The 13,036-nt window shown below is 72.9% G+C and carries 7 protein-coding genes; 1 reads left to right on the top strand and 6 read right to left on the bottom strand.

The genetic code is table 11. The features are described 5' to 3' along the window. Positions 1 to 119 precede the first annotated feature (119 nt). Together MJ783_RS11200 and MJ783_RS11195 are read right to left on the bottom strand one after the other, a co-directional pair. Entirely contained in the window at positions 120 to 527 is a 408-nt protein-coding gene (locus MJ783_RS11200; protein WP_239310340.1) for a type II toxin-antitoxin system VapC family toxin, read from the bottom strand. Continuing rightward, positions 524 to 754, bottom strand: a complete 231-nt coding sequence (locus tag MJ783_RS11195) for an antitoxin (RefSeq protein ID WP_239310339.1) — start codon at positions 752 to 754, stop codon at positions 524 to 526. Before MJ783_RS11195 ends, MJ783_RS11200 begins: the two co-directional genes overlap by 4 nt. A 229-nt stretch (positions 755 to 983) precedes the next feature. Between MJ783_RS11195 and MJ783_RS11190 the strand changes: the two genes are divergently transcribed. Beyond that, entirely contained in the window at positions 984 to 2,600 is a 1,617-nt protein-coding gene (locus MJ783_RS11190; RefSeq protein ID WP_239310338.1) for an ATP-binding protein, read from the top strand. A gap of 99 nt (positions 2,601 to 2,699) precedes the next feature. Here MJ783_RS11190 and MJ783_RS11185 read toward each other — a convergent pair whose 3' ends face one another. The 4 genes from MJ783_RS11185 to MJ783_RS11170 form a co-directional block, all read right to left on the bottom strand. After that, the gene (locus MJ783_RS11185; protein WP_239310337.1) at positions 2,700 to 6,791 is read right to left on the bottom strand and encodes a TIGR02680 family protein; all 4,092 of its coding nucleotides are present in this window, start codon (positions 6,789 to 6,791) and stop codon (positions 2,700 to 2,702) included. Further along, positions 6,788 to 8,236, bottom strand: a complete 1,449-nt coding sequence (locus tag MJ783_RS11180; RefSeq protein WP_239310336.1) for a TIGR02678 family protein — start codon at positions 8,234 to 8,236, stop codon at positions 6,788 to 6,790. The genes MJ783_RS11185 and MJ783_RS11180 overlap by 4 nt, the downstream gene beginning before the upstream one ends. Then, on the bottom strand, positions 8,233 to 9,828 hold the full coding sequence (locus MJ783_RS11175; protein ID WP_239310335.1) for a TIGR02677 family protein: 1,596 nt from the start codon (positions 9,826 to 9,828) through the stop codon (positions 8,233 to 8,235). The genes MJ783_RS11180 and MJ783_RS11175 overlap by 4 nt, the downstream gene beginning before the upstream one ends. A gap of 62 nt (positions 9,829 to 9,890) precedes the next feature. Further along, the coding region (locus MJ783_RS11170) for a Zn-binding domain-containing protein (protein WP_239310334.1) at positions 9,891 to 13,036 on the bottom strand (3,146 nt) is incomplete at its 5' end.

Here is a 13,036-nt window from a genome sequence, read left to right as displayed (position 1 = left end):
GTCATGGCGGACATGACTGTCATCCCGTATCTGACCGAGCCGTTTGCGCGCAGGTGAAGACCCGCCTCGCGGCGGCCCGGCCGCCAGTGGCGCCGGTCCCGGCGTCCGGTTGTGTCGGTCTATGCGAAGACTTCGATGGAGCAGGTGGCGGCGGCGCCACGGTCGAGGCGGGCGTCGCTGGTGATCAGTGGGAGTCCCAGGGCCTCTGCGAGGGCAACGTACTGGGCGTCGTAGGCGCTGAGGTTGTGGTGCAGGTCGCGGACGCGTTCCCAGAGGATCAGTGTCTCGTGCCGTACGAAGGGCAGGCGCTGGTAGTCGCCGATGGCCTTCTCCGCCTCCGGTGCGGACAGCTTCCGGCCGCGGACCATCCCGAACAGGGCCGAGAGGAGTTCGTAGTCGAGCAGGCCGGGTGCGGCCAATGTAGTCAGGCCGGCGAGGCGGTGGCGGACTGCCTGGCCGGTCGGGCCATGATCGGTCAGTGTGCGGATCAGAGCCGAGCAGTCGATGACGGCTTCCGGGGCGGTCATCCGCGTTGTCTGCCTTTGTCGATCGCGGCGAGGATGTCGGAGGTCGCGAGATCGGTGTGTGTCTCGCGGTCGAGGCGGGCCATCATCTCGGCCAGGGTCGGTGTCCGGGCGTCGCGGGTGACGAGGTCGAGCAGGTAGGCCTGCAGGCTACGGCCCGTCTGTGCCGCCTTGAGCTTCAGCGCCTCCAGGGTCAGGTCTGGGACATCGCGGATTGTGATCGCAGTCATGCAGGCATTTTACCTGCATTGCCAGCGATTCGACGCTGCTGATGTAGCTGTCGGACGGCACGGCCGAGCTGGGTGACAAAGGCGGCGCGCCCCTCCGCAGCTGTCGATGTGCGCTCGGTCCGTCCGCGCGATCGCGACGAGTCAGGGAGAAGTCGCTCATCGTACAGATAGATCGTCGATCGCGGGTAGGCTGGTAGTGAAGTCACGAGTCGGGCGGGGAGGAGGACTGGTGAGTCGTCGGTTCAACACGGCTGGGCCGTGCATCCGCGCGGAGCATTACATGATTCCGGCGCTGTCTCGCCTCCCGGAGGCACCCGGGTTGGTGGATCTCAAGGCCTACTTCGTCGTCCACGCGCCCCGCCAGACGGGGAAGACGACGGCGCTCCGCGCACTCGCGGCCGACCTGACCACGCGGGGCCAGTACGCCGCGGTGCACGTCTCCTGCGAGACCGGGCGCGCCTGGGGAGACGACATCCGCGCCGCGTCCCGGGCGATTCTCGACCGGCTCCGCTCCAGCGCCGAGGACACCCTGCCTGCGGAGCTGCGGCCGGCGCCGTGGCCGGAGACCTCCGACGGCACCCTGATCGTCGAGGCGCTCGGAGCCTGGGCCCGGATCTGCCCACGTCCGCTCGTCCTGTTCTTCGACGAGATCGACGCCCTTCAGGGCCAGTCGCTGATCAGCGTGCTCAGCCAGGTGCGGGACGGCTACAACGCCCGCTCCACAGCGCCCTTCCCAGCGTCGGTCGTGCTGTGTGGTCTCCGCGATGTCCGTGACTGCCACCCCCGAAATCGCTTCGCGATTCCGCGGGTCCCCGGGGCGGCGGCCGGTGGTGACCCGTCGCGGCTGGGCACGTCGAGCCCGTTCAACATCAAACTCAAGTCACTTAGGCTGGGCGACTTCACCGCGGACGAGGTGGCGGAGCTCTACGGTCAGCACACCGCCGCCACCGGCCAGCCGTTCGCGCCGGGCGCGGTCGAGCACGCCTACGAGCTCACGGGCGGCCAGCCGTGGCTGGTCAACGCGCTGGCCCGCGAGGTCGTCGAGGAGATGGCCGTGCCCGCCACAGAGACGATCACACGTGAGCATCTCGAGGCCGCGAAGGAACGGCTCGTCCTTGCGCGCGCCACCCACCTGGACTCGCTGGCCTCCAAGCTGGCCGAGCCCCGTGTCCGTGAGATCATCGCTCCGTTGATCGCCGGGGACCCGCTCGTCCTCGACCCGTACGACGACGACGTCAGCTATGTCCGCGATCTCGGCCTCATCGCGCCCGACCCACCCGTACGGGCCGCGAATCCGATCTACCGCGAGGTCATCGTCCGCGTCCTGTCGTCCTCCGTGCAGGAGAGCATCACCACCGATCCCCGCACCTTCGTCCGCCCGGACGGCAGTTTCGATCTTCCGCGAGTCCTCGCCGACTTCGCGGTCTGGTGGATCGAGAACGGCGAGTTCCTCACCAGCCGCGGCTACTACGACGAGGCCGCGCCCCAGCTCATTCTCATGGGCTACCTCCAGCGCGCCGTCAACGGTACCGGCCAGGTCGAACGCGAATACGCGCTCGGCTCCGGCCGCATCGACCTTCATCTCCGCTGGCCCTACGCACCCCGCGGGGGACCGCGGCAGGTCCAGCGCGAGGGTTTTGAGATCAAGGCCTGGCGCACCGGCAGATCCAACCCGCTCAAGGCCGGGCTCTTGCAGCTGGACCGCTACCTCGACCGGCTCCAGTTGCCGATCGGCACCCTTGTGATCTTCGACCAGCGCACGAACGCGCCTCCCATTGACGAACGCACCGCGATCACCACCGTGACCAGCCCGGCCGGGCGCTGCATCACCCTCCTCAACGGGTGACCGACGCCCGCGCGCCCTGGGCCCGAACACGACGCGGGGGCCGAGTTGTTCGCGAGGCCGGACCGGCCGCTTCCCGACGATGCGATCATCTGCGGGCGGTCACACCTGGGGTGCCAGGAGGAGGTGGGGCGAGGTGGCCGCGCGCCGCGTGCCCGGGGAGCCCAGGAGAGCGGTAAGGGTGCCGGTCTCGTCGGCGATCAGCTCACTGCCATCCCACACCAGCAGCAGGGCGCTGACCGTGTGCTGGACGGGGGAGTGCGCGAGGTCGTAGTGCGCGGCGGCGCGGACCACGGCCGAGGTCGCCCACAGGTCGTAGCCGGTCATGAACAGGTCGAGGTCGAACTGCGCCGCCAGGGACATGAGCTCGGCGCGGCCGGTGTCGTCCACCCCGGCGAACGCCTCGTCGAGAGCGAGCAGGCGGGGCGCGTCCGGGCGCGCCGTGTTCAGGGTCGCATGCGCCGCCGCAAACAGCGGCAGATGCAGCGACACCGACTGCTCGCCGCCGGACAGCCTGCTGTGCCTGGCCCGGGTAAGCGTCTCCTCCTCGCCCTCGGGGCCCACCAGACGGAACGAGAACTGCCGCCAGCGCCGGTAGTCCAGCACGGAGGCGAGGAGCTCGCGGTAGGGCTGGTCCCGGTGGCGCGCCCGCTCGGTCTTGATCCGATCGGCGAAGTGCGCCCGCATCCGGGCGAGCGAATCCGGCGCCAGGCGGGAGGATTCCGTGTCGAGCAGGCTCACGACCGCCCGCTGCTCGGCGTCGAGGGCATCGGACATCTGCCAGCTCACGCCGACCTTCTTGCCCGACGACATCCGCCGCTCGCGCATCTCCCTGTTCATCGCCCGGATCAGGTCGCGCGCGTCGACGGTGCGGTCGTGGATCTGCTGTGCCAGCCGGGTCAGCAGCGCGTCCTCGAGGATCCGCTGCTCGCTGTCGGACAGCAGCAGGTGCTGGTCACGGCGCGCGGCGGAGATCCGGTTGGCGAACGCCGCGGCGGGCAGCGGCCCCTGCTCGTCAGCGATCCGCACGACGATCACACCGTCCGGGCTGTCCCACGCGGGGTGGTAGTCCTGACCGGCCGCGGCGAGCTGTGCCTGTAGCTCCTCGAGCGCCCGGGTCAGCCGGGTGGTCGACGCCTTCTGCGACGTCTCGGTCGCGGACATGCCACGGGTGGCCGTGAGGATGGCGTCATGGATCGCGAGCGCTGCCGGCGGGGTCTCGCCGCGTGTCCACTCCTCCTCGCTCGCGGGCCACCGCAGCCCCGGCGGGCACGCCAGCACGTCGAGCAGCTCCCTGGCCGCGAACGGAGCCAGCCTCCGGGCGGTGGTGAGCTCCTCGTCCAGCGCGACGCGCAGCGCCGCCCGGCCCGAGGCGACCCGCTCGCTGGCGGCGGACGCCAGCCGGATCGCCTCCATCTCGGCCCCGCGGGCGGCCTTTTCCTCGTCCTGCGCGGCGGCCAGCCCGGACTCGGCCGCCGAGATCCGCGCCAGCACCTCCTGGGCCTCGGCGCCGACAGACTCCCGCAGCGCCTGCAGCTTCGCGTTCTCCTCGGCATGGCGGCGGTACGCGGAGCGGTGCGTGCCGGCGGCCGCCTGTTCCTCCGCAGCGGCGTGTTCGACGCGGTCGCGGGCGTCGGCGACGGCGTCGGCCTGCCGCCCGCGTTCCCGGTACCTGGCTTCGAGGTCGCGGGCGGCTGCCTCGAAACGGCGGGTCGCGTCCTCGACCCGGTCGGCGCTCTCGGGGGTGAGCACGTTGTCGGCAGCGGCCCGGCGCAGGGCGCGCTCAGTCACGGTGACGGCGGCGACGGACTCGTCGAAGCTCACCCGAGCCTGCTCAGCGGCGTGCCGGGCACTGCGCAGGTGCCCGGCGGCCCGGTTGTGTTCCCGCTGGGCGCCGGCGATCTGACCGGTCGTGGGCAGGTCCGTGCGGGCGTCACCGAACGCGGCCAGGGTGTCGGCGAGCGCTTGTGCCCGCTTGTCGAGGCCGGCGATTTCGGCGGTCAGCGTGGCGATCCTCGCGTCGCACTCGGTGATCCGCGCGGCGCGGCGGTGGGCACGGGCGGTCGCGCCGATGTACTCGGCGTGCTCCTTGTGGTGCCGCCCGGCGATGATGCCCTGCGAGTAGCGCCCGTCGCTGCCGGTCACGGCGGCGCTGGAGAACAGGCTCCCGTCGAGCGCGACCGACGCCAGGATGGCGGTGACCAGTCCCCGCGGCATGGGTGTGTCGTCCTCGGGTTCCAGCACGTCGGTGAGGTTCGGCCCGGTGACGGCTGTCCCGGGGACCAGGTACCCGTCATAGCCGGGCGCGGCCAGGAGGCCGGCGTGGCCGTCCGGCGACACCCAGGCGTCGAGCATGCCGCTGGCCTCGAGGGCCGCCTCGATCGCCGCCGCCCGCGTGTCGTCGACGCCGGGCGCGAAGCGGACCAGGCGCCACAGCGGGGCGCCGGCGACATCCATGCGGTCCGCGGCCCGTCCGGGACGTCCGGGACGTCGCGGTGGGGCGTCATCCCGCTCGGCGGCGATGGCGGCCCGCTCGGCGGTCACGGCCTTCCGCTCCGTGACGAGGGCGGTGTGCCGGGCGCGCAGGGCCGCCTGCTCGTCGCGGACCTGGTGTTCCGCCGGGGCGGTCCCGGCGTTGTACGTGCTCTCCGGCAGCGCCGCGTCCGGCTCGCCGAACTGGGCCAGCGCGTCGCCCAGCGCCTCGGTGAGGTCCGCCCAGCCGTGCGTGGGCAACAGTCCGGAGTGCCGGGACGACCAGGCGGCCAGGGCTTGCCCGGCGGCCTCGACGGCGCTGGCGACCGCGCCGTCGGCGGCCTGCTCGGCCTGCTCGGCGTCGGTGAGGGCCTGCGTGGCGCGGTCAAGGGCGATCCGGGCGAGGTCACGGGACTGCTCGGCCTTGCGGTGCTCAGCGTCGGGCGCGCGGACGGCCCGGACGTTCTCGAGGCGGACGGCAGCGCGGGCGCTGGCCCGCCGTACCACGCCAGCCGCCTCGGCGTCGGCGGCCTGCCAGTCGATCCCCGCCCGCGCCGCATGGTCGAGGAGCTCCGCCGCGGTGCGGGCCGCCGCCGCGGAGAGGTCGGCGAGCTCGGCGCCCGCGCGCTCGGCCTCGGACCGCGCGCGGGCGGCTGCCGCTTGGCGGCGGTCCAACTCGGCCCTTGTCTCGTTGGCGGTCTGCAGGCAGGTGCGGACCAGGCGGTCCAAGTCGCCCATCTGCTCGACCGCCTGGTAGGCGTTGCTCGCCCTGAGCTGCTCGATCCTGCCGCGCAGCCCGGCGACGGCCGTCTCGGCCTGCTCGCGGTGGTTCTCGGCGGCCCGCTGCCCGTCCCGCGCGGCCCGCTCGGCCTCCTCGTACGCCACGGTCGCGGCACGCTGGGCCTGCGTCGCCTCGCGTCGGCGGGTCAGCGCGCCAGCGGCGGCGCGGGCGTGGGTGCGCAGGTAGGTCGTGTAGCTGGCGAGGAACGCGGCGGTCGCCTCGTCGGCGGCCACCAGGCCCTCCAGCGTGCGGGTGACCGTCTCCATGTCGTCGAAGCTGCGCGCCGCCTCGTTGATGAGGTCGTCGTCCACGGGCCGCAGGCCGTCGGTCAGCGTGTCCGACAGCCTGACCGGGTCGAGGTTCTTGGCGAGCTGCGGCCTGCGCAGCGTGAGGATCAGGGTGACCAGCTGCTCGTAGCGCTCGGCGCCGAGGCCGAACAGCCGGGTGTCGATCGCGGCCCGGTAGTCCGTCGCCGAGGCGTGGATGTTCGCGTCGCCGATCTCCTCGGCGAGCTGCTTGCGCGTCATCGGCCGGTCGTCGTCGGTGAGCAGCGAGAAGTCCTCGCCGACCCGGCCATCGGCGACGAAGTGCCAGCGCACCGGCGTGTCCCGGTGCCGCTGGGCGTGCAGCCCGATGCCGACGGTCACCGCCTGCCTTGTGTCCCGGTGGCGGAACTCGAGCCAGACGTAGCCGACCGCGTTGTCCGCGCCCCGGTACAGCAGGTTGGACTTCATCGTCCGGTCCCCGGCGGCGAACGGGTTGAGCCGCTTGGGGTCGATCCGGCCGTCGAGGACAAAGGGGAAGAGGACTTCGAGGGCCTTGGTCTTGCCGGACCCGTTCGGCCCGCGCAGGATCAGCCAGCCGCGGGCGAACGAGAACTCCTCGTCCCGGTAGTCCCACATGTTGATGATGCCGGCCCGAGTGGGCTCGTACCTGGTCACTTGATCGTTTCCTTGAGCTGGGCGGTGACGCCCCGGTAGCGGGCGAGCAGGGGCAGGATGAGGACGCCGCCGTCGGTACGGGCCACGAAGCCCACGCTGGCGAGCAGGTGCAGGACGTCGTCGAGGAGACTGGCCGGGTCGGCGATCTGGCGTTCGGACATGCCGCGGCCGAACTCCTTGACCAGTTTCGTGAGCTCCGCCCGCAGCCAGGAGTCGCTGAGGAACGGATAGGTGGCCTCGCGACCGGCTGCCTTCGTCGCCTCGGCCGCGACGTCACCAGAAGGCATGGCGTCACCAGAAGGCAGGGCGTCACCGGGCGGCGCCGCGGCACTGGGCCGCCCGGCGCTGTCAGTGGCTGTGGCGCTGTCGGTGGCTGCGGCGTGGCCGGCGTCCGCGAGCAGGGCGGTGACACCGGAGCGCGCGGGCAGTGCCGCGTCGATGCGGGCGGAAGCGTCGGCGAGCCGCTCGGCCGCCGTGGCGGCGGGCAGCAACTCGACGCGGTGCCGGCTGGACGCCAGGTAGCCGGCGATCCGGGCGCACAGCAGCAGCGCCGCTTGGGCGACCGTGCCGGTGCCGGGGAACGTGACGTCGGTGAGCCGGCCGCCCGTGTTGATCAGGGCGACTCCCTCGGCGCGGCGTTCCAGCGGCAGCCCGGTGAGGCGTTCCAGGTCCTCGGCGAGGGCAGGGGCCCGCAACTGGCCGCGCAGGCCCTCGTCGACGTCCGCGTAGTAGACGACGGGCTGTTCCAGGGCAAGGCGGCGGGCCCGGCGGCCGGTGCGGCGGCGCTCGGCGTTGATGCCCTGCTCCGGGCCCGCGCTCGCGGCGTCGCCGAGCAGGTCGGTCACCGAGTTCAGGTGCTGCAGGACACGGCTCGGGGCGTAGACCGCCCCGGTGATCTCCCGGTCGATGTCGTAGAGCGCCTCGGCGTGTTCGGGGTCGTTGACCCAGTCCACGGCGCTGCCGTCGGCCATCCGCAGCGCGCCCCGCGTCTCGAGCCACGCGACCGCGTCCACGAAGGCGTCCCGGTCGGCCTTCCGCTCGGTGTCCATGCCGAGGCCGTCGACACGGCCGGCCTCGGCGGCCACCGCGTCGGCGAGTTCGGACAGGGCGATCTGGGTGCCGGCGCGGCCCAGCACCGACAGGGCGAGCACGAGGTAGGCGTAGCGGCGGCGGTCGAAGGGCTTCCTCGCCCGGGTGTACGCCGGGCGGGTCGCGTCGAGGGTGTCCTGGACGCGGCGCAGCCGGACCGTGTCGCCGTTGCTGACCAGGGTGTACCCGAGCGTCTCGGCGAGGTCCACGCGCAGCTGCGATGCCCACTTGCGGACCAGCGGAAGGGTGGCTCTGTCCGGGTAGGACGCCGTGATGAGCGGATGGCGCAGCACCTGACGGGCGGCCTGCTGGTACTCGTCGAGATCTAAGGCGCTGACCTTCTCCGCGACCCTCACGCCGAGACCGCCGCCGCCGCGGGCGCGGGCGCGACCAGCCCCGAGCCAGCGCTCCTGATCTCGATCGCCAGCCTGTCGAGGTGCAGCCTGCCGCGGACCGTCCGCACGGTCGTGACGCCTGGCGCGGGGCGCAGCGTGAGGCGCACACCGTCGGAGGAGCCGGCGGCGACCGGGCCGGGGTCTACGGTCCGGCTGACCGGCACCCGGGCGACCAGGGCGATACTGAGCAGGCTGAGCAGGGCCTCGGTCTCCGCCTCGTCGAGGACGCGGTCGTGGACGCCGTTGCCGGCGAGCTGCCCCATCGCGGAACGGCGCTGCGTGGTGGCCTTGAGCTGCTCGGCGCGCAGCCACTCCTTCGCAGCCTCGTCGCGCTGGAGCCGGCCGGGGCCCCGCAGCCCGGTTCTGCGGCCGACCCGCACGAGGGTGCGTGAGAGCGCCACCGGCTCGGCCTCCCACCAGGACTGTCTGCTGGGGATCAGCTCGGGGTCCTCGTAGCCGGCTGCGACGTGCCGCGGCCCGCCGAGACCGAAGACCGCCTGGTACAGCGCGTGCGCGTCGGTGTCGGCGGGCAGGCTGGTGAACCACTGCGCGAGGTGGCGCAGCTGGCTCTCGCGGCTGACGCCGCCCCTCCTCGACTCCGTCACCCGCCGCAGCAAGGCGGTGACGTTGGCGATGGCGGTGATCGTCGCGTCCTGCAGCCGGTCCGCCTCGCTGGCCCGCTGCGCTGCCCCCGGGGAGGTACCGAACCACTGGACAAGGCCGGCCCAGCGCCGTCGCCACTCCGCGGTCCGGTCGCGGGAGCGGAAGAGGGAGTCATCGGCCTCGGCGGCGAGCGCCGCGACCCGGTCCGCTCCCTCGGCGCCCACTGCCTCGACCGCGTCGGCGAGCAGCGGCGCGTACCTGCTGAGCTCGGAATGGAACTCGCGCATATGGGCGAGCAGGGCGTCCTTGTGCGCGAGGAAGACCTCGGGGCGCGTGTCGTTCGTCCGCGACAGGTCGCCGAGCATCAGGTAGAACCGGGCGGCGCGCTGCGCCATGTCCGCGAGGACGCCGTCGAGGCGGGACAGCTTGCGGTACACCTCCGGCGCGTCGCCCTCGCGCACCGCCTCGGCGAGCGCCCGCAGGTCCGCCAGGATGTCGGGGAAGACCAGCCGCGACAGCTGCGCGTCCTCCAGGCTGGCGGACAGCACGTCCTCCACCGCCCGGTAGGCGCGGTAGCCCGCCTGGGTGAACTGGTAGACGTAGTGCCGGTTGCGGTACTCGGCCAGGTTCGCGGCCCGGGTGCCGTCATAGGAACGGTCGAGGACCTTCCAGTCGGCGAGCGAGTCCAGCAGGGACTGGACGTCGGGCACCCGCGCGTCCGGGCGCTCCTCGGCCAGGGCGTCGAGCGCGGCCTGGGCATCGGCCACGTGCACCAGCACCTGATAGTCGGCGCGTGCCCGGTCGAGGGCACGCAGCAGCCACAGGTATTCGTGGCGCTTCTCGGTGGCGGCGAAGTGGAACAGGCGCAGGCGGTCGTCGGCGGTGAACGCCGCGATACCGAAAGCGCCACCCGGCGTGCCCGGTGGGTCCTGGGCGCTTGTCGTTGTCATGGCTTCGGTATCCCAGCAAATACGCGGTCGGAATGGCTCACAGACGGTGCTCGGTATGCTGCTCAGTCATCTCGGTCATCGTCGACGCGCAGTCCGGACAACGACCGGAGAATGGTCAGGGCTACGCCGCGCGACAAATCCTCATGGTAGCGCTCGTTGCCGACGGTCCGTAGGCAGCCATAACAGGATGTCTCGAGGCCGCAGTCGCACGCGCTTACCCGTCGCAGCGCGGAGTCGACGACGATATCCAGCGACCCGGCGATACGCGCCGCGCTGCCCGCCCCGCCGGGGACGGTGTCGAACAGCACCAGACCACTGCGCTGGTCAGCACCTGCGTGCACGACGCCGTCGATGTCGCCCCGGCTGATCTCCAGGCCCTCGGCGCAGCCTTCCAGCAGCGCGTAGAGCAGCGAGTGCCACCGCGCCCGCTCGTCGGCGCCGGAGCCGGTAGCGCCCAGACCGGGCGCGTCGACCTGGACGCGCACAATGTCGGTCTCGTAGGTGTGCGCCAGCGACCGCCAGCGCAGCAGGCCTGTGCACGGCTTGCCGCGCAGCGGGTTGAGGTGCGACTTGGGCGCACGGCCGTGGTTGGCGCCGCCCCAGCCGCACCAGTCGCAGAGCAGGAAGCCCGCGCCGCCCGGCCCTTCGGACAGCGACACGAGCCGGCCCCGGGTGCCGCTGTGACACCAGGCCATCGCGCCGTCCGCCGACCGCCAGCGGCTCTCGCTGAGCTCCGCGCCGAGGGACACCACGTGGACGCCGCCGTTCCAGACGCGCAGCGGCGGGGCAGTGCCTGGCCTCGCGGTGCGTGGGTCGGCCACGAAGCCGAACTCGGGCACGCAGTATTCCCGCACCGGCCCGTCGGCCGGCCGCCCGCAGGCGGTGCACGCCGGTTCGAGGTCGTCGCCGCCCTCGCGGTAGTGCTGGCAGCCGCGGCAGACCGTGTAAGAGCGGGTGATGAGCTCCCGGCCGGGCAGCCGGTAGATCCCGGCGCTGCGCCACAGCACACCGCCGGCGACCAGTTCGGAGCCGGGCGCGTACTCGTGGATCGCCATCGCCAGGTCGCGGGTCAGTTCGAGGCGCGCCCCGACCTGGGAGTCGCAGTGCGCCGTACGCAGCTCGACGGTGTCGACCGGGAACCCGTACTTGGGCAGGATGTTGCGGTTGGCGAGGAACCCGATCAGCGACCGCCGGGTGATCGTGTTGATGGACCGCTCGAACCGGGCGGCCATGTCGCTGCGCCGAGACTCGAACGCCTCCTTGCGCCGCTCCTCGAACAGGGCGACGTCCTGGGCGAGCTCGGCGCGGACCGCCGCCAGCAGCGCGTCAAGCTCGTCCACCCAGGCGCCGGAGTCGAGGCCGAGCTGTTCCTGGACGGACGTGGGCAGGACCGCCCGCAGCGCGGCGTCGACATCGTCCGGTACCGGCGTCAGGAAGCTGCGGACCAGCTGTGACGGAGCGGCGGGCGGGCCCGGCCGGCCGGGAGCCCCGCCCCGCTCGCCGAGGAAGAAGGCACCCGCGTTCTTCCACTCCTGGCCGGTGTTCTCCTTCGCGTCGCGGAAGAACGCCGCGAGCGCCACCGAGTGCGCGTGGCGCCGGTCGATCCTCGGGTTGCCGAGCGGCACGTAGGGGGCGCGGACCTGGCCGGTCAGCATCGTCTCGGGCGCGGCGTAGCGGGACAGGTCGTGGGAGCGGCGCTGCGCGTAGGTCAGCACGAGGGCCGGTGAGCCCGCGCGGCGGCCCGCCCGTCCGGCCCGCTGGATGTAGCTCGCCGTGGTGGGCGGCATGTTGCGCAGCAGCACGGCGTTCAGCGCGCCCACGTCCACGCCGAGCTCAAAGGTCGTGGAGCAGGACAGCACGTTCACCTCCCCGGCCAGGAAACGCTGCTGGATGTCGGCTGCCTCCAGCCCGGTCCACTGGGCGGTGTGCTCGCGGGCGGTCAGGGAGACCGGCGCGGTGCGCTGGTAGAGCGCCCGGTAGTGCTCGTCGTCATTGTCGGTGGCGGCGGTCACCGGCGCCAGCCGGCCGGCGCAGCGCAGGGTCGGGCAGACGCCGCGCACGGACGCGGAGACCCGCCGACGGCACACGTCGCACTGGTACAGCTCCGCTGCCCCGCCCGGCGCGAGCGTCAGCCAGGTGTGGTCGACCCGGTAGACCTGGCCGATCTTCGGCAGCGCCGTTCCGGCGAGCCACCCGTCCCGGACGGCGGTCAGCGCCCGCCAGCAGCCGGCCAACGTCTCCCGCGGGTCGGCGCCGCCCGTGCCGAGCAGGCGGCGAAGGTAGTCCAGGCGCCTGTTGACGCCGCGGGTCGGCAGCCAGCTGAGCACTTTGAGCTTTGCCTCGGCACCGTCGACGCGGACGTAGATCGGTCCCCGGCGCGGGTCGAACATCTCGTCCGCTGGGTCGACCTCCGCCGGCATCGACAGCGCGCCCTGCAACCGCAGCGTCCGCGCGAGCTCGCCGAGCAGCAGCCAGCACTCGTCGGCGGTGAGGCCGAGCGCGAGCAGCGGGGCCGGCGCCCGCCACGCCGGGTCGACGTCCAAGGCGACACGCAGCAGGCCGAGACCTTCCAACGACTGCCGCTCGTCGAGGGCGATCAGCTCGCGCGCCACCCAGCGGGCGGTCTCCCGCCGGCGTGCCTGCCGGGACTCGCGGCGCCCGAACACCCCGGCGGCGCCGGCCTCGGCGGCCACCGCCTCGATCAGGTCGTCCACTGAGCACGAGGGGTCGGCCGCGGTAGCCCGGGCCAGCCCGTCGAGGATCAGGCGGCGCTGCTGTACCAGCGCGTGGCTGGATTCGAGATACGGCGCGAAGAACGCGGCCGCCTGCCTGCTGTCGCTGAACGCCAGCAGCTTGCGGCCGCCTCCCGGCCGCCCGGCGAACTCGTCGTCGGCAGGCAGCGCCTGGTAGAGAGCTGTCGCGAGGACGGCGGCGGAGGCCTCGTTGCCGCTCTCGAACAGCCGGATCATGCCAGTGCCGCGCGCGCCGCACGACAGGCAGCCACGCGGCGTCCCGGACCGGCCAGGCAGCCGGCGCACCGTACGCAGGTACGCGGCGGAACATCCGCACGGGGCGACGGCGCCTGTCGCGGTGGGCGCGTGCAGCGCGCCGCACCTGCCGCACAGCAGAGCGCTCTTCGCGTCCTTGGCGTCCTGCTCGGCGGTCTCCTCGAACGCGGCGTCGTCCTCGTCGGCCCCTTGCGCCGCGT

Source organism: Protofrankia sp. Cj3, assembly GCF_917627355.1.
In the GTDB taxonomy this organism is placed as follows: Bacteria; Actinomycetota; Actinomycetes; order Frankiales; family Frankiaceae; genus Protofrankia.
Note: the sequence above shows the minus strand (reverse complement) of the source record. Positions and strands in the feature narration are given on the sequence as shown.

Bases quoted from the DNA above. Each gene is read 5' to 3' on its own strand.
- MJ783_RS11175 (WP_239310335.1), bottom strand. From the start codon at position 9,828: ATGACAACGACAAGCGCCCAGGACCCACCGGGCACGCCGGGTGGCGCT.
- MJ783_RS11200 (WP_239310340.1), bottom strand. From the start codon at position 527: ATGACCGCCCCGGAAGCCGTCATCGACTGCTCGGCTCTGATCCGCACA.
- MJ783_RS11195 (WP_239310339.1), bottom strand. From the start codon at position 754: ATGACTGCGATCACAATCCGCGATGTCCCAGACCTGACCCTGGAGGCG.